This is a genomic window from Pseudoscardovia suis (assembly GCF_002797875.1).
In the GTDB taxonomy this organism is placed as follows: domain Bacteria; phylum Actinomycetota; class Actinomycetes; order Actinomycetales; family Bifidobacteriaceae; genus Pseudoscardovia; species Pseudoscardovia suis.
This window is the reverse complement of record NZ_PGFC01000004.1, coordinates 25,785-42,333: the sequence shown is the minus strand read 5'-3', so window position 1 is coordinate 42,333 and position 16,549 is coordinate 25,785. Positions and strand designations below refer to the sequence as shown.

At 60.3% G+C, this 16,549-nt stretch carries 11 protein-coding genes and 1 pseudogene; 6 read left to right on the top strand and 6 right to left on the bottom strand.

The features are described 5' to 3' along the window. Positions 1-81: 81 nt before the first annotated feature. Together CLV65_RS05625 and CLV65_RS05620 are read right to left on the bottom strand one after the other, a co-directional pair. Complete coding sequence (locus CLV65_RS05625) at positions 82-1,941, bottom strand: isopeptide-forming domain-containing fimbrial protein (RefSeq protein ID WP_094691570.1); 1,860 nt, start codon at positions 1,939-1,941, stop codon at positions 82-84. 2 nt (positions 1,942-1,943) lie between these two features. Next, on the bottom strand, positions 1,944-4,616 hold the full coding sequence (locus tag CLV65_RS05620; protein WP_158216104.1) for a Spy0128 family protein: 2,673 nt from the start codon (positions 4,614-4,616) through the stop codon (positions 1,944-1,946). A gap of 554 nt (positions 4,617-5,170) precedes the next feature. Here CLV65_RS05620 and CLV65_RS05615 point away from each other — a divergent pair. From CLV65_RS05615 to rpiA, 4 genes are all read left to right on the top strand, one after another. Next, complete coding sequence (locus CLV65_RS05615) at positions 5,171-6,397, top strand: hypothetical protein (RefSeq protein ID WP_144441900.1); 1,227 nt, start codon at positions 5,171-5,173, stop codon at positions 6,395-6,397. Then, a complete protein-coding gene (locus tag CLV65_RS05610) occupies positions 6,394-7,653 on the top strand; it encodes an RNase H family protein (protein ID WP_094691573.1) in 1,260 nt (419 codons plus the stop codon). The genes CLV65_RS05615 and CLV65_RS05610 overlap by 4 nt, the downstream gene beginning before the upstream one ends. Positions 7,654-7,899: 246 nt before the next feature. Further along, positions 7,900-8,943 carry a ribonuclease H family protein gene (locus tag CLV65_RS05605; RefSeq protein WP_094691578.1) on the top strand — a complete coding sequence of 348 codons (1,044 nt, stop codon included), beginning with the start codon at positions 7,900-7,902 and terminating at the stop codon, positions 8,941-8,943. A 97-nt stretch (positions 8,944-9,040) separates the two neighbouring features. Further along, positions 9,041-9,739, top strand: coding sequence for a ribose-5-phosphate isomerase RpiA (rpiA, locus tag CLV65_RS05600; RefSeq protein ID WP_094691574.1), 699 nt, complete (start codon positions 9,041-9,043; stop codon positions 9,737-9,739). Positions 9,740-10,032: 293 nt separating this feature from the next. On the opposite strand, the gene CLV65_RS05595 is transcribed toward rpiA, so the two are convergent. Then, a complete protein-coding gene (locus CLV65_RS05595) occupies positions 10,033-10,122 on the bottom strand; it encodes a 30S ribosomal protein bS22 (RefSeq protein WP_004268639.1) in 90 nt (29 codons plus the stop codon). A 1,375-nt stretch (positions 10,123-11,497) separates the two neighbouring features. Further along, positions 11,498-12,118: a hypothetical protein gene (locus tag CLV65_RS05590; protein WP_094691893.1), complete on the bottom strand. Its 621-nt coding sequence runs from the start codon at positions 12,116-12,118 to the stop codon at positions 11,498-11,500. Between the two features lie 91 nt (positions 12,119-12,209). Between CLV65_RS05590 and CLV65_RS09025 the strand changes: the two are divergent. Together CLV65_RS09025 and CLV65_RS05585 are read left to right on the top strand one after the other, a co-directional pair. Continuing rightward, a pseudogene (locus CLV65_RS09025) lies at positions 12,210-12,275 on the top strand (hypothetical protein); the annotation flags it as partial. A 513-nt stretch (positions 12,276-12,788) separates the two neighbouring features. Continuing rightward, the gene (locus CLV65_RS05585) at positions 12,789-14,099 is read left to right on the top strand and encodes a DNA repair protein RadA (RefSeq protein ID WP_244569258.1); all 1,311 of its coding nucleotides are present in this window, start codon (positions 12,789-12,791) and stop codon (positions 14,097-14,099) included. Positions 14,100-14,367: 268 nt separating this feature from the next. Here the strand turns inward: CLV65_RS05585 and CLV65_RS05575 are convergent, their stop codons facing one another. After that, on the bottom strand, positions 14,368-15,369 hold the full coding sequence (locus tag CLV65_RS05575) for a hypothetical protein (protein ID WP_144441914.1): 1,002 nt from the start codon (positions 15,367-15,369) through the stop codon (positions 14,368-14,370). A 173-nt stretch (positions 15,370-15,542) separates the two neighbouring features. Beyond that, positions 15,543-16,538: an HhH-GPD family protein gene (locus CLV65_RS05570; protein WP_094691891.1), complete on the bottom strand. Its 996-nt coding sequence runs from the start codon at positions 16,536-16,538 to the stop codon at positions 15,543-15,545. Positions 16,539-16,549: the final 11 nt, after the last annotated feature.

Here is a 16,549-nt window from a genome sequence, read left to right as displayed (position 1 = left end):
GTGTGTTGCGCTCGGTATTGCGTTCCGTGGTGCGCGCGCTTACACGCGTCCCCAGCGATCACGCAATCCGCGCGACGGGAATCAATCAGCCAGGCTCTCGTCAAGCTGCTGGCGAGTGCGACGGTACTTGACCGTCAGCACGGCAGCAGCACCGCCGAGCACCAGCGCCATGAGCGTGAACAGCGCCACGCCGGCTGCACCAGTGAGAGGCAGCTGGGTGAAGTTCTTCACGTTCTTCACCTTGATGGCGTTCGCAGCGCCGGAAGCCAAGCCAAGGTGGTTGTTGGTGCTATTGCTCACGGTGTTCGTCACTATGCCGTCGTTCGAAATCATATGGTCGACGGTGAACAGCGCGAGGATTGACTGCGCGTAGCCAAGCGAGACATTGGTGGAGGTCTCGTTCAGCGTGTATTGCTGGGTTGCGCCGGGCTGCGTGCCTGCCGCGAGACCTTGGAGCGTGACCGTGCCGTCAGTGCCAGACACCACGTCGGTGTTCGTGGAGGACGGGTCGTAGTTGTAGACGCCGTCGCTCACCTTGGTGAAGGTCAGCGGCTTGTTGGTGTCGGACTGCGTTGCGCTACCGCCCTTGAACACTTGGAATGTGGCGCCTTTAAGCCCGTTGGCCTGGTCACCCACGCCCACCTTCGTGAAGGCGATGGAACCGGTGAAGTCCACTGCGGAGTCAAGCGCCGTCCATCCTTCCTTGTTGGCGTTGATGCGCGCCTGGTTCTCCACACGGTTCGCGGCAACGTCCTGGGTGCTGGACACATCCGTGCCATCCGCATTCGTAGACACGGTGGTGGTGTATGTGCCGGCAGTGACGATATCGTCGTTGATGGTGGCGGAATACGACAGATGCAGGAACTTGCCGGCATGAGCCTTCGGGGAATTGACCGACACATCCATCGTCGTGGTTCCATCGGTGGCAGTGGTCAGCGTCACCGTGTAATCGGTGGTCGGTACGGTGGTTTCCGTGCCGTCTTGGGTGTCGGATTCAGTGAGAACCACGCTGGACTTGCCAACCGTCAGGCCACGGGTGGCTTGGTCTCGAATCACGAACGTATAGTCGTCGTAATTGGCGGCGTGCGCGGAGATATGCGCATCAACGTGGTAATACAAGGTGTCGCCAATGCTGAAGTTGCCGAACGGCTGCGCCGTGGTATGGCCTGCATCGAGGTAAACGTGCTTGGTCGGCTTCGTCTGCGGATCAACGTCCTTGGCGTAGAACTTTCCCAGAGCATCGTTGATGGCGGACTGCCCGGCGCCTTCGTTCAGCGTGAACTTCGTGTAGGTCGTGCCGTTTGCCGTGATTGTGGTAGCCACAACCGCCTTACGCGCGCCATCGGTGGTATCCTCCACCACGTACCAGCCTTCGGGGATGCTAGAAATCGTCACGTCCTTCGCAGCATCAGAAGTATTGGTGACCGTGCCATCAGGCGTGGCACCCGTGGGCATATCTAAATAGCTGATAACGGTGGCGAGCTGGTCACCGGTCAGCTTGGTGAGAAACGCAGCGACGTTGTCTTCATAGGCGGTATCCCAAGCAGGCAGCGACGTGTTCTCGTTCTTGGCGCTCACATAAGCGTTCTTGAGCTGGTAATTCCAGCACTGCTCCTTGCTGGTGGAGCTTGCCGGGCACGGCATCGTCGTCACATCAAGCGACGCGACCGTGGAATCCGAGCCGTCAGCCGCTTTCACATCCGAGAATGTGGCGAAACGGTAGGCATTGTATATACGGCCCTTCTGAGCATTCACCACGGTGATGGAGCTCGTGCCGGTGTCTGCATGGGCTGCAGGCAACGAAGCCTGAGGCGCCCATGCCATTGCCAGCAGCGTGGCGATGGCTGCGACCGCGGCGACAATGAGCGCTACGAAACTGCGGGAAACGCCATGCACCGCAGTGCGAGCAGTGGCCTTTTCTGCATGAGTTGAGGTTTTCATGGTTATCTCCTTGCTTTCTTCTCTGGTTGCTGCTGAATGACTGCCTGTGACGAGTCTGCCGCGGCATGCGATTCCTCCAATGCGGATGAATCAGCATGCCGAAGCGGATCGTCGGAGCCCTCCGCGCAACGAACGGGTTTGAGAATCCTGCGCACCACCGCATACACAAGGCATGCGATGAGCGTGAGTGCCGCGAGCACAGCCGCGGCAACGGTCCACAACGCCTCGGACCGGGAACCGGTCAAGGGCAACATGCGGGCCTGAAAACTGGTGTTCGTGAATTCCAGCAACGCGTTCTGCGCCACTGTGTCGGCGGCGGGAGTGCCGTCGTCATTCACGGTGCGGGTGACCGCCATCGTGGCGGACAATTCATTAGGGTTCGCGCTGCCGGAGGCCGCGCCATCGGTCACCGTCACCACGATGTCGTAGGTCGCCTTGGAATAGTGGTAGACCTGTTGCAACGCAGTGTCTCCGGTGACTTCGGTGACCCGGTAGCGGAACGTGCCCACGGTGACGAATGTGAGCGTGCCAAAATCAGCGGTCGCTGCATCCAAGGCATTGGAGCCACCGCTGGCGGCTGCCGCAGGCTTGGCGATGGTGATGGTGCAGGGTTTGGCTGCGGTCGCGCCATTGCATTCCGACGGCATGGGCAGTCCGTAGGACTCATTGCCCTGCGCGTCAATCGGCACGAGGCGGAAGCGGAAGGTGTCGCCGTCACGCCATGCCTGCGCGTCTGCAGTGCCTGCATCCCGGGTCACGGTCTTGTGCAGCTTGGCAAAGCCGCCCAGCTGCACGCTTTTGGCTTGGTTCGTCACGGTGACGTCCAACGAAGCGTTGCTCGGCAGCTTGCTGCCGCTGGCTGCGGTACCGCTCACACCACCATCGGCAGGCGTGGAGGCCGTGCCGCTGAGCGCAGTGCCCGTCATCGCATACTGCGGTGCCATGAATCCTGCGGCGGAAAACGCCGCGCCGGTGGAATCGACTTCGCGCACCGCCACACTATTGCCACCCACAATGCCTGGGATTGTTGCCGTTTGGCCGGGCTTGAGAGTGAGGATGCCGTTCGTGGTGTTTTCCGTGGTGCCAATACCGCCGGCTTGTGCGGTATCCGAGACGGTGTAAGCGCCAGAGAACGGCACTCCGCCAATCGTTACCAGCATGTAGTTCACGGTATCGGCGGGGCAATTGCTGCATTGCTTGGCGACGTGCGCGGTGAACGTATTGCCGGAAGCCACCGTGTTGACGAAGCCCAGATGTGACACTTTCTGCACTTCCAATGTGGGCGTGCTCATGCCTGCCGCCTTGCGTGTGAGCGTCATGCCGCTCACCGATGCGGTGTAATCGGTGCCATCCACACCTAGTTCCGTGACGTAGTAACGCGTATTGGCGCGAATGGTCTTGCCCGGAGGTGCCTTGAGACGGGCGACTTGACCGTTGTGCAGCGTGATCACGCCATCGGTGGCATCCAGATTCGACGCCACCAACGCGCCCCGAGAATCCACGACGTCGTATTTGCCGGTGAACCGCTTAAAGTTGGAGCCGCCCTCGGTGCCGTCGTAATCAAGGTACGCGGCGAAGCGGAAAGCCGTGTCGTCAATGGGCACCGCACTGCCGAAATCCACTGTCTTCCCCAGTTCCAGCGTGCCTTCGGGGACGGTGGGGAGGTTGAAACTCATATAGCAGTTCGAACCGCCGCCACCGCGCTCCAGGTAGAACAGTTTGAATGTGTGCTGGCTGAAATCCGAAGAATCCCATGTCAGACCGGCCTGCTGCAACGCATCGCTGAGCGTGGCGGGACGCGTGACCTGCCACCAGCTCGCCGCCCCTTGTTCGTAAGTGATGGCGCCGGTGGCGAAATCTATCGAGCCACCGCGGTCACCGTGGATGCCACCAAGGTCGATTGCGAGCGCGCCGTCGATGAACAGCCACATATCGTCATCGCCGCTGAAGGTGAACACCATGTCGGAACCGTTGATCTTGCCGTCCTTGGGCATGTAGAACTTCGACTCGATGGACATGCCGAACGAATAGTTATATGAGGTGTCGGAACGTTTGTTGAACGGCGTGAAATTGGGCACTGCACTTTGTGTGCTGCGTGCCCCGTTGGTGAGCGTGAAGCGGCCGGTGGAGGAATCATAACGGGCGTATTGCTTGCTGCTGTCGAACTGGTAGGCACCCGTGGAGTTGAGCATCAGCAAACCACCCGAGACGGGGTACTGGGTGACGGCCTTGTCTGTAGCGCCACCGAACAGGTAGTCGAGGCTTTCTCTGCTGTTCGTGACCGTGGGATTGAGCGTGGGGTATCCGTCCGTCAGCTTGTTGGCGACGATCCCGGGATGCGCGACTTCATTCGGGCGCCCGGTCCAGCAATTCCAGTTCCGATTCATTGCCGGGTGCCGGCAACTGTAATCGATAATCTCACCCCACAAATTTGAGCGGGTGGCGTAAACATCACCGAACTTCATTGCATGGTCATTGTCGTTGATGGACGGCACGGTGAATGGCCAGCTGGTGGAAGGCTGGCGCTCCGTGTTGTAGTCGAACAGCTTGATGGTCACGCCGTTGTCGGAAGCATCAACGGGAGCGGCGGAAGCGGCTGTGGGGGTGGGCGTGGTATCGGCAGCGGATGCGGAATCGGCTGTGACGAGCGGCATCAGCGCGAATGCCAATGTCATCACCAACGCCACAACCGCAGCAATGGCATGCCGCGCGAAGCTCCATGCCCCGGGTTGGGAGCTGGACCGCGAGCCTAACTGCGAGCGACGAGAAGGAGCGCAGGCAGAAGAAGTCGAACGCATGAATATATGCACAACCGTTCGCCTCCTTCCCAACATCACGTCTACCGCCTCATTACGGTTTTACGACGGCTGTCGCAGCTACCCCTTGGCTTAGCCTGACGAAGTGGCGCAATGCGCGCGACCGTCGGCGATAGCCCGAACACCATTTGTCCGCAGGCTTTTGTGATTCCCTGTTTCCAGAATACCATCGAACAGCTTCACACGTAAGTTCGGGGACCTTGGAATTCCCGTTGGTGTTTCATTCGAACAGAAATAAGGTTGACCAATAAAATCGAACGTTTTACTTAATCCGTGACCATCTATGCCCCTCATGCTCATCGGCGCTGCTCTAGGGCAATGGGTAGGCTGAGACGCTGAATGCCCCGCGCGTTGCGCGGCTCACGGTGAGGAAGGACGGCCCGAAAACGAAAAGCACCGACAAGACGATCATTGTGATACACGCCGAGGCCACCACCAACTCCCAGGCCATGGGATGGGCATGGGCGGATGCGAGCACCCACAAATATGGCGGCGCCCCACATGGCACCGTCTACCTAGGCGCCCTCACCGGAATCTTGCAGGCGCTCCGCTCCCACACCGGCTCTCAGCGCCTTGCCATCAAAACCGACTGCCAGCAGGCGATTGCCGCAATCAACGCCGCACGATCAGGACGCAAACCGACGACACCGTCCGGGCGCAAGAACTTCCCTCTCATCCAAGCGGTGCTTGACGAAATCAGCCGTCACAACGCCCCTGTGTCTTTCCATGCCATTGACGAAGAAACGCCTGTGATGGCGCTGAAAACCGCCAGGCTCTTCGCCCAACAGCAATCACAGGCCTTCACCAAAGACCCGAAGCGCGCACCGACGGGGATTCCGCGCGAAACGATGGACGTGATGATCCGCCGTCGCCTCATCTCGAAAGAATCGATTGCAAAAGCCCAGCAAAACGCAAAAGCCCAGCAGAACGCAAAGGCGTTGAACCAACAACAAAACGGCAAACCGGCACAGGTCAACAAACCTACGACCAAGCAAAACACGACCAAGCAAAACGACAAGCTCACCAAACAAACTGAAGCGCTACCAAACGTCGGCAAGAACAATGCCAGCACCATCCGCGACGGCAAAACGGCGAATGACGCCGTGGCATCGCGCAACAATGTCACGTTCAGCAACGTGACAGCGAGCTCCGCTGCGCCAATCCATACAGCCCCTGCGGCGTCATCACACGGTTCAGGAACGCCCACGCCGGCGCCCCACCAGCCCAACCCGGCACTCAGCAAGCCTGCCCTCGAGCCTGTCCTCGAGGTACCGGCACCGCCTCGCCCACGCCACGCAGCCGCAGAAACGGAAGCGGACGAACCTCAGGAATCACAACTGCTCGAACTGTTGCACAGCACCGTGCGCAATCTTCGCTCCAGCGCGCAAGCGTTGCGGGCCACGGCGCAGGCGTATGATTCCGCGCTCAAGCATGCCAAGGACGCCACGCCGGGAATTGACGGCAACCCCATCACGCCGCTATCCGAGAAGCCGCTGCGCAAGGCGCGCAAGCACACGAAAGCCGCGGCATTGGAATATGAGAAGGCGGCGGAGGAACTGGAACAATTCCTCAACAGCTATGGGGACACCGACAGCGTTTCTGCCCAGGAATCCCTGCATGCCGCGAGGTGGAACCAATGACAGGCACGCATACCATCCATATCTCCACTGACGGCAGTTTTCTACTCGGGGCCCGCCCCGTGACCGGCTGGGCATGGGTGGACCATACCACCGGGTTGCACGATTGCGGTGGCTCGCTCGGCGGCAACATCCAGCTAGGCGAATTATGCGCGATCTTGCAGGCGTTGCGTTCACATCCGGGCGCCGAAAAACTGGTGATCGAATCGGATTCGCGCGCCGCGATCGAGTATTCCACGAAGCGCGAAAGCACATGGTCCCAAACCGGGTGGGTGAAGGACAACGGCAATCCCGCGCCATACTTCCTTTCGGTGATCCGCGCCATCCACATGGAGATGGAGGAACGCGAAGGCCCGATCGACTTCGTCTGGGTCAAGGGACACGCAGGCGACAAATTCAATGAGCAGGCCGACCGGTTTGCGCGCAGATACGCCACGATGTGCCGCGACTTCCACGCGCCGTCGAAGATCCCCTCCGAAGCGCAGATAGACCTGATGCGCGTGCCGCTGCAACTGGCAGGGCGCGTGATCCAGACCGGCACCGATGACATGATGCAGGCGCTCGACCCCGACAATTCCGCCGCCGCCAAGGCCGACGCCTCCCGCGCGACCGTGGCCGCCGCCAATACCGTGGGGGTCGTTCCCGTGGAGGTTCGCGGAACTGCGGGCAGCACCGATGATCATGCCGCGACCAGCCCCACGGGTAACACCACAGGAAGCGCCGCAGGAAGCGATACCGCAGACACCACGGTCGCGAAGTCTGAGGGTGCGAAGCCTGGCACCGCAAAGACCAAAGGTGCGAAGACCAAGGCCACAAAGACCAAGGTTGCAAAGGCCGAGGTTACAAAAGCCGAGGCTGCAAAGGCCGAGGCTGCGAAGATCGAGGTTACAAAAGCCTCGGCTATGACAGCTGCGAAGTCCGGCACGGATGCCGCAGCCACGGGCACCCAGACCACGGATACCGCCACCGCAACACGCACGCGCCCCTCTGTGGATTCGCTATCTTCCACGGATTTCCAGCCTTCTGCAGATTCAGATTCGCAGGATGGATTCCCGCAAGCACAGTTGCTGCACGACCTCACCGCCACACTGCGCAAGGCGACGCACGCACAGCAGGAGGCTGCCGAGCGTTATGCAAAGGCGGCAGGCATCCCGCCATCCGCGCGCGTGGCAGATGCCGAAGACAATCTCAACAAGGCGGCGAAGCGCCAAGAATCCCTTGCCCAAGTCATTCGTGAACTGGTCGAAACGCTGATTTAATCGGTCGGGCCGGTCGCCCCATCCGACCGGCCCATCCGACCCAACCGACTGCCCCAACCGACTGGCCCGGCTGCCCCATCCGGCTGCCCCATCCGGCTGACTCACACCCTCCCTCTCCATCACGCTGCACGGATTCCCGCTGATATCTGCGCGCACCGGACTCTTGCGCACCCCGTGTTGTGTTCCTTACACAGTGCGAAGCCGGCCAGCGCTTGCAGTTCGCGTTGGAACCGTATGATGGAACGCATGGCTACTATCACGGTTTCAACGGACGGCAGCGCGCTGGGCAATCCCAACGGTGCGATGGGCTGGGCGTGGGCTGACCACGTTGGCGGCGGGTGCGATGCAGGCGGCGCCGGCAACGGCACCAACCAGATTGGCGAATTGTGCGCCGTGCTGCAAGCCCTGCGCACCCACAAGGGCGCGGATACGCTCGTCATCGAGAGCGATTCGCAATACGCCATCAAATGCTCCACCGTGTGGTTGCGCAGCTGGAAGCGCAACGGCTGGCACAATTCGCAAAAGCAGCCGGTCAAGAATGCCACGATCATCAAGGCCATCGACTACGAAATCTCCCACCGCGAAGGACCGGTCAAGTTTTCGTGGGTGAAAGGCCATGCAGGCAACGAATTCAACGAAAAGTGCGATATGCTCGCGCGCGGATTCGCAGAACAATGCAAACAACACGGTTCCAACGGATTTCTGCCCATCGAGGGGTGGAAAGATCTGATTGCAAGCCCCTACGCCAGTCGTCTCAAGGTGCCCGATGACGTGATGCGCGTGCTCGAAGGCGGCGAAGCCACCATCAGCCAGACCATCGCGAGCACTGTATACGCCACGTCTTACGGAAATCGCAATGCCGGAGCGATCGATGCAGCCGGCAGCGGCAATGGCAATGGCAACGCCCCGGCCGGCAACGCAATCAACAGCACAATCAGCAGCACGTCCGGCAACACCCGCCATGCAGCCGCCGCGCCGCAGCGCCAAGCGCCACAGCGCACGGCATCACAACGCGCAGCATCACCGAACACAACGGCACAGGGCACAACCCCACAGCGCACAGCCCCACAGCGTCATGTGGTCGAGCCTCCGCTGTTCCCGTCGGATGCACCGAGCACCGCCGACCAAGCAGAGCTCATCAACCGCGCCGCCCGACAGCTGCTCGACGCATCCAAGCGCCTCGAACAGGCCACCGAACGTTATGAGGACGCCGCGGCGAAGCTCGAGGCCGTCATCAAACGCCTTGACGACGCCACAAGGAATAATATGCAACAAGGAACACTGTTCTGAAGGCGTCGCACGGATAGCCGACGGATAGACGCAACGCGGCTCCGGCGCAGCGCAACAATTCTTACAAGTAAACGATTCTCACAGACAAAGGAGAAAAATGGACAAGGCACAACAAGACGCACTCAAGAAGGCAGCCGGCATCGAAGCCGCCAAGCTCATCCAAAACGGCATGATTGCAGGCCTGGGAACCGGTTCCACCGTGCGATTCCTCGTGGATGAGCTCGGTCGCCGCGTGCAGGAGGAAGGCCTGCAGTTCACGGGCGTCACCACCTCCCGCCGCACGCAAAAGCAGGCCGAGGGCTATGGCATCAAGATCGTAAACATCGACGATGTGGACCACATCGACATCACGATCGACGGCGCCGATGAAGTCGACAAGAACTTCAACGGCATCAAGGGCGGCGGCGCTGCCCTGCTGTGGGAGAAGATCGTGGCGATCAACTCCAACAAGGTCGTGTGGATTGTGGACCAGTCCAAGGTCGTCGACACGATCGGCAAGTTCCCGCTGCCGGTGGAAGTGATCCCGTTCGGCTCCGGCCAGGTGGTGCGCAAGTTCGAGGCCAAGGGCTACAAGCCGACGCTTCGCCTCGACGCCGACGGCAATCCGGTGCTCACCGATGAGAACGATTACGTGGTGGATCTGCACCTCGAGCGCATCGACCATCCGCAGGAGCTCGCCGAGGACCTCATCCACACCGTGGGCGTGGTGGAGCACGGCCTGTTCCTCAACATGGTGGACCAGGTGATTGTGGGCGATCCCGCTGGTCCGCGCGTGCTGACCAATCCGAATAAGTGATTGGCGGCCGCGCGTAAGTGCGTGCGGATGCGCATAAATGCAAACGATGCGCACGAATACAAACAGAGGGTGATTGCGGAATTCCACAATCACCCTCTGTACATATATGCCGTTGTGCACAGGAACCATTGCAGAGGTGTCAGCGCACAGAGGGCCGTCCGCCATCTCTGGCGCGGCGCCACATGACTGCACAACACTTGCCGTGTGGCAATACGGAAAAATAAATAAAAGAAAAGCCCCTCCGAAGAGGGGCTTGCTACTCGCAGAATGCACAACATCGCGAGTGCGAAAGACTACTTGCGCTGGTGGCGAGTCTTACGCAGCAGTTTGCGGTGCTTCTTCTTGCTCATCCGCTTGCGGCGCTTCTTGATGACCGAACCCATCTCAGCCTCCGTTCATGTGGTTCACGATGCCAACTTGCCCAAGTGTACTACCAAACACGGACGCATGAGACAAATCGACAAAATTTCTTGAAATATTTCTCGCCGTGCGCCCACCGTGTATTTCACCGTGGAACAATCCACAAGCACCGCCAGCCACCACTCACACATAACGGGGATTCAACATGAAAACAGCCCCAAACCCTTGGAAACGCCCCGTCCGGCACGCAATGCGACAGCCGTCACTCACACATAACGGGGAATCCAGCACGAAAACAATCCCAAACACCGGAAAACGCCCCGGCAGACCACCAATGTGACAACCACCACTCACACATAGCAGCCCCCGGCCCAACCAAGGCAATCCAAAACCCAGCAACCCCAACGACCCTTCCACACAACAACCACCCCAGACCTCCAATGTGCCAGCCACCACTCACACATAACCGCCACAACAACACCAGCCACACGAAGGATCCCCGAAAACAAGCCACTCCCCAAACCACCTACACCACCCAGACCGCCAATGTGCCAGCAGCCACTCACACATAGCAGCCCCGGCCCAATCAAGGCAATCCGAAACCCAGCAACCCCAACGACCCTTCCACACAACAACCACCCCAGACCGCCAATGTGTCAGCCACCACTCACACATAACGGGGGTCCAACATGAAAACAGCCACAAACCCCTGAAAACGCCCCTGCCAACCGCCTATGTGACAGCCGCCACTCACACATAGCAAGGATCCGGCACGGCAACACCCCAAAATGCCCGAAGAGCACCCCATCCGGCACGCAATGTGCCAGCCACCACTCGCACATAGCGAGGAATCCAGCACGAAAACAACCCCAAACCCCTGAAAACGCCCCTGCCAACCGCCTATGTGACAGCCGCCACTCACACATAGCAGCCCCGGCCCAACCAAGGCAATCCGAAACCCAGCAACCCCAACGACCCTCCCACACAACAACCACCTCAGACCGCCAATGTGACAGCCGCCACTCACACAGAGCAAAGATTCAGCACGGCAACAGCCCAAAATGCCCGAAGAACACCCCATCCGGCACGCAATGTGACAGCCACCACTCACACATAGCAGGGATTCAGCACGAAAACAGCCCCAAACACCCGAAAATGCCTCCACAAACCGGCTATGTGACAGCCGCCACTCACACATAGCAGCCCCGGCCCAACCAAGGCAATCCAAAACCCAGCAACCCCAACGACCCTCCCACACAACAACCACCCCAGACCGCCAATGCGTCAGCAACCACTCACACATAGCAAGGATTCAGCCCGAAAACAACCCCAAACACCCGAAAATGCCCTCGCTAACCGGCTATGTGACAGCCACCGCTCACACATAACCGGCCCAAATCACATGGGGAATCCGAGATAAAACGCCTGGACCGACGCATACGCCCCCGATGCTTGGAAAACAACGGTGTCGTTGCGCCACAGCGCCTCGGCTTGGGTGGAGTCGGTCGGGTCACCATCGCCGTCCGTCACAACCACATACTTGCCGGTCGTGGTGTTGGCAGCCTTGATGTTACCGTGCGCCTGAACCTCACCGCTCAAGGCGTTGCGCAGCTCAGTGTATGTGTTTGTCGCATCATCGGACGACTCCCATTGGGCGAGCACCAGCGTGATGTCGCGGGAGCTGTCGCCATTGGAATACACCACCGTGTATTCCTCGATGGGACCGTTGCCCGCCCAGTTCTGGGTGCTCGTGATGCCTTGGCGCGCGAATTCACCCACGGTATTGGGCAAAGCGTTGAGGAGCGCGCTGGCGTTCGCCGGCAGGCTCGAAGCGGAGACCGAGGGCGTCGCGGACTGCACTGAGGCGCTTGGCGCAGGCTGATTGGATGAGCGAACCGCCCACCCTGGCCAGGCAAACGCGCTGACTAGCGCGAGAATCGTTGCAATCGCGGCCACTGCGACTACCACATTGCGACCGGTGCTTGATTGCTGGGAAGGATTCGGGTTCAAATCAGACATAGTGCGATTTTGCCATGCGAAGCCGACGAGCGAACAGTGGGACGGTGCATGAAAGCACGTGTCACGCGGCGGTTCGTGTTAGCGTCGGGGTATGGCGAAATCAAGCGTGCAATATGTGTGCAGTGACTGCGGCTGGAATGGCGTGAAATGGTTCGGACGCTGCCCCAGCTGCGGTTCATGGGGCACCATCGAGGAATTCCACGAAGCGCCCTCGCGCACGAAGACGCATGCCTCGCGCCGCGCGAACGCCCCGCTGCCGACGGTTGTATCCGCGCAACCTGTGCTGCCTGTGCAACCTGTGCGGCCTGCACAAAACCAGGAATCTGCACAAACCCAGGAATCCTTGCAACTGCAGGACTCTCAGCCACAGGATCCTTGGCAATCACAGGATTTGCAACCGCAGGAATCCCCACAAACCGAGGAATCCCTGCAACCGCAAGAATCCCCGCGAACCCAAGAATCCCTGCAACCGCAAGAATCCCCGCGAACCCAAGAATCCTTGCAATCGCAGGATCCTTGGCAATCGCAGGAATCCTTGCAATCACAGGATTTCGCGCAACCTGCCACAGCATCTCAACAGACACAAGCATCTCAGCAAACGCAATATGCGCAAGTCCATCGCCAGCCTTCTCGCCAACCGCAGGCGCGAACGGGACGCAGCCCTGAGGATGTGCGCATCCATACGGGATTCTCGGAATTTGACAGGGTGCTGGGCGGCGGCATCGTGCCGGGATCCGTGGTGCTCATGGCTGGTGAACCTGGCATCGGCAAATCCACGCTGCTGCTGGAAACCGCCGCGAACATTGCCCGGCAAAGCGGCAATTCAGCCGCCACCAACAGCACCGTCGACGCCGCCAACTCCAGCACCGCTGACGCCGCTGACTCCAGCACTGCTTCCGCCAACAGCACCGCCGCTCCCAACCCCACCGCCCCCGTCCTCTACATCTCGGGCGAGGAATCGCAATCGCAAGTGCGCATGCGCGCCCAACGCATAGGCGCCACCTGCCCCGAGCTGCTCATCGCATCCACCTCCGACCTGGGATCCGCGCTCACGCTCATCGAACAGACGAAGCCACGGCTCGTGGTCGCCGACTCCGTGCAGACCATCTACTCCGACCAAGTCGATGGCATCCCCGGCGGCTCCACACAGGTGCGCGAAGTCGCGACCGCTCTCATTGACTCCGCCAAGCGCACCGACACGCCGATGCTGCTCGTGGGCCACGTGACGAAAGACGGCTCGATCGCCGGCCCACGCACCCTCGAACACCTTGTGGACGTCGTGTGCCAGTTCGAAGGCGAGCCGCAAACCGCACTGCGCCTGCTGCGAAGCATCAAGAATCGCTTCGGTCCCACTGACGAAGTGGGCTGCTTCGATATGTCCGGCGAAGGTATTGAAGAAGTGCGCGACCCGTCGGGGCTGTTTCTGTCCGATGGCGACGATAACCTCGCGGGCACGTGCATCACGTTCACCATGGACGGGCATCGCAGCCTGCCAATCGAAGTGCAGGCGCTCGTCACGAAATCCGTGCTGCCATCCCCGAGGCGCGCCACGAACGGCATTGACCAAAACAGGCTCGCGATGATTGTGGCGGTGGTGTATAGGCATGCGGGGTTGAATCTGCTGGCGAATGACCTGTATGTGTCAACGATTGCAGGCGGGTCGGCGCGTGAACCTGCCGATGATCTGGCGATTGCCGCGGCGCTGGCGAGCGCTGCCACTGACAGTCCGATTGACCGGCGCACCGTTGCATTCGGTGAGATTTCGCTCACCGGGCAGATTCGTCCGGTGCCGCGACTTGAAAACAGGCTGCGGGAGGCTGCCAGGCTGGGATACAAGCGCGCGGTGGTGCCTCGCAACCGTCGCTATGATGGCCGGCGCCCGATCCCCGGGATCGAACTCGTGGAAGTGCGCAATCTGGCGGAGGCGCTGCGGGCGCTGGGTGTGGAAAAGCAGCGACGCCGCGTCACCGCGAGTGAGTGATTACCGAGCAATCATCAGGCGACCACCAGACAACCATCAAGCGAATGGCGGCGACAGCCAAGACACATCGGCAACGGCTGAGATGTCAGAGACGGCAGGAATGGCAAGAACGAAAGGAACGGCTTAAATAACAGAAACAAAAACAGACACAGAGGCAGAAAAAGAAACAAACGCAAAAGCAGGCACAGCAAAAGCATCAACAGGCGCAGACTGGCACATATTCTGCCGCCTGCTCCTATTGTTCCGCCAGTTACTTTGTTCCTGCCGACTACTCCGTGGCAGCGCTGGTGGAATCGTCGCTTGTGCTGCTGGAGCTGCTGCTTGTGACAGCAGATGATGCATCGCTTGCACTGCCACTGTCGCTACTACTGCTGCCGCTGCTGCTGTCCGAAGCGTCACCACTGGCACTGTCACTAGCACTGTCGCTGCCACTGGCAGCAGCCGTGACATACACCTCGCCTTGTGCGGATTGCACACCATCGACGCCCGCAAGTTTCAGTTGCACCACATAACGCCCGGCAGGCACGGCATCGCTGGAGGTGGGGTTCGTCACGCACTCCGTTGTCTGCGCATACGCACCCCAGCTGATGGCGCGACGGTCTTCGTCGGAATCGCGCATGAGCAGATACACGGGGTCCGTGTCGCACACGCTCGAGTCATACACGACGTCACCCGTCCATACGCTCGTCACCACCAGCGACTCACTGTCAGACGCTGCGTTCACCAGGCAATTCTGCTTGGATTTGTGGTTCAATACCGCTGTGAAGGTGATGCCGCTGCCGAAGGACGCCGTGCCTAAATATTCCGCAGTGGAATTATCTGTGGTTGTATCGTCCGAGTCCGCATCCGAAGAGGCGGATGACGAAGAGGAAGCACCAGAACTTACGGAAGATGAATCGGAGGAAGAGCCATTGGAAGCGCCGTCCGACGCGGAGGCGCTGCTCGATGCCGAATTGCCCGTTTCTGAATCCTTCGATGCCTCATCGAGTGTAAGCGTCACATCATCCGACGTGCAATCAGGGATTCCCGCCGTATGCGCCTTGGCAAGGGTGGGATCCGGAGCAGGCACGTTGGAACGGCTGATTGCATTCGCCTCATCGGCGTGCAGCTTGCCATAAACCGCATGCCCCACCGCGCCGGCGAATCGCACGTCGGAAATCACCACGAACACAACCAGCGCGAGCACGACGATGGCTGCAAAAAACGCAATGATGCGACGACGCCGATACATACGCTGCTGCTGAGGGGTAAAGCGGGATTTCCTAGGCATGACTCCCAGTCTAAAAGACACCATGCACTGACATCACGGCGCTGTCATCATGGCACAATCATCACGGCACAATCAACACGGCACAACCACCACGGCACAACCACCACGGCACAACCACCATGGCACCGCCAACAAGCACAGCCACTATGGGCACCCGCACAACCACCACGGCGCTACACCGGCAAAGACACAGATTTGCCGAGACCCAGCACAATAAGCCCGTCTTCATCAAGCGACGCCAGGCAGGAATCAAGCTGCACGGCGTCCTGCCACAACGCGCTCACCTGCCGATATTCCAGCCGCGCACCCGGCCCCGCCTCGCGCAACGCCTTGAGCACAATGCCGCGCACCTGCCGATCCGTGCCCACGAACCGCTGACGGGGACGCGTGCGGCGCTCCCCCAGCCCAGGCCTTCCGGCAGCGAGAAACGCACATTCGCTGGCGATCGGGCACGTGTCACACGCAGGATGCACAGCCGTGCACACCACTGCCCCCAGCTCCATCACCGACTGATTCCAGACAACCGACTGCTGCTTGTCGGCAGGCAGATACTCATCAATCCGACGCCGCTCGCTCACTCTCGCAGCGCCGCCGAGCGATTCACGCCCTTCAATCGCACGCGCCAGCACACGCCGCACGTTCGTATCAACAACCGCCGCCCGCTCGCCGAACGCAAAGCTCATCACGGCACTCGCCGTGTAATCACCCACGCCAGGCAACGCCAGCAGGTCATCGTAATCATGCGGCACCTCGCCGCCCCAATCCTTGCACACACTCTGCGCACACTCACGCAGCCGCAGCGAACGACGCGGATAGCCCAAACGTCCCCACGCCGCAATGACCTCGGCAGCAGTTGCCTCCGCGAGCGCTTCCGGAGTCGGCCACGCGCGCATCCATGCGGTCCAATACGGCAACACGCGCTGCATGGGCGTCTGCTGGCTCATAATCTCCGAAACGAGCACACCCCATGGGGTCGTGCGCCCGAACCGCCACGGGAATGGGCGTGCGTTCGCATCCCACCACTGCGCAAGCAATGGCAGGCAGCGCTGCGCACGCGCATTGCGCTCCGCTTGGTCTGGTGCCACTGTGCTAACGGATCGCGCCTGGTGGGCGGTTGCCGTCAAGTGGCTGGATTGCGCGGAATTTTTCTGCGGCTGCGTGTCTGTCATGCTTTTTATTG

Bases quoted from the DNA above. Each gene is read 5' to 3' on its own strand.
- CLV65_RS05620 (WP_158216104.1), bottom strand. From the start codon at position 4,616: ATGACATTGGCATTCGCGCTGATGCCGCTCGTCACAGCCGATTCCGCA.
- CLV65_RS05575 (WP_144441914.1), bottom strand. From the start codon at position 15,369: ATGCCTAGGAAATCCCGCTTTACCCCTCAGCAGCAGCGTATGTATCGG.
- CLV65_RS05595 (WP_004268639.1), bottom strand. From the start codon at position 10,122: ATGGGTTCGGTCATCAAGAAGCGCCGCAAGCGGATGAGCAAGAAGAAG.
- CLV65_RS05570 (WP_094691891.1), bottom strand. From the start codon at position 16,538: ATGACAGACACGCAGCCGCAGAAAAATTCCGCGCAATCCAGCCACTTG.
- CLV65_RS05625 (WP_094691570.1), bottom strand. From the start codon at position 1,941: ATGAAAACCTCAACTCATGCAGAAAAGGCCACTGCTCGCACTGCGGTG.
- rpiA (WP_094691574.1), top strand. From the start codon at position 9,041: ATGGACAAGGCACAACAAGACGCACTCAAGAAGGCAGCCGGCATCGAA.
- CLV65_RS05605 (WP_094691578.1), top strand. From the start codon at position 7,900: ATGGCTACTATCACGGTTTCAACGGACGGCAGCGCGCTGGGCAATCCC.
- CLV65_RS05590 (WP_094691893.1), bottom strand. From the start codon at position 12,118: ATGTCTGATTTGAACCCGAATCCTTCCCAGCAATCAAGCACCGGTCGC.
- CLV65_RS05610 (WP_094691573.1), top strand. From the start codon at position 6,394: ATGACAGGCACGCATACCATCCATATCTCCACTGACGGCAGTTTTCTA.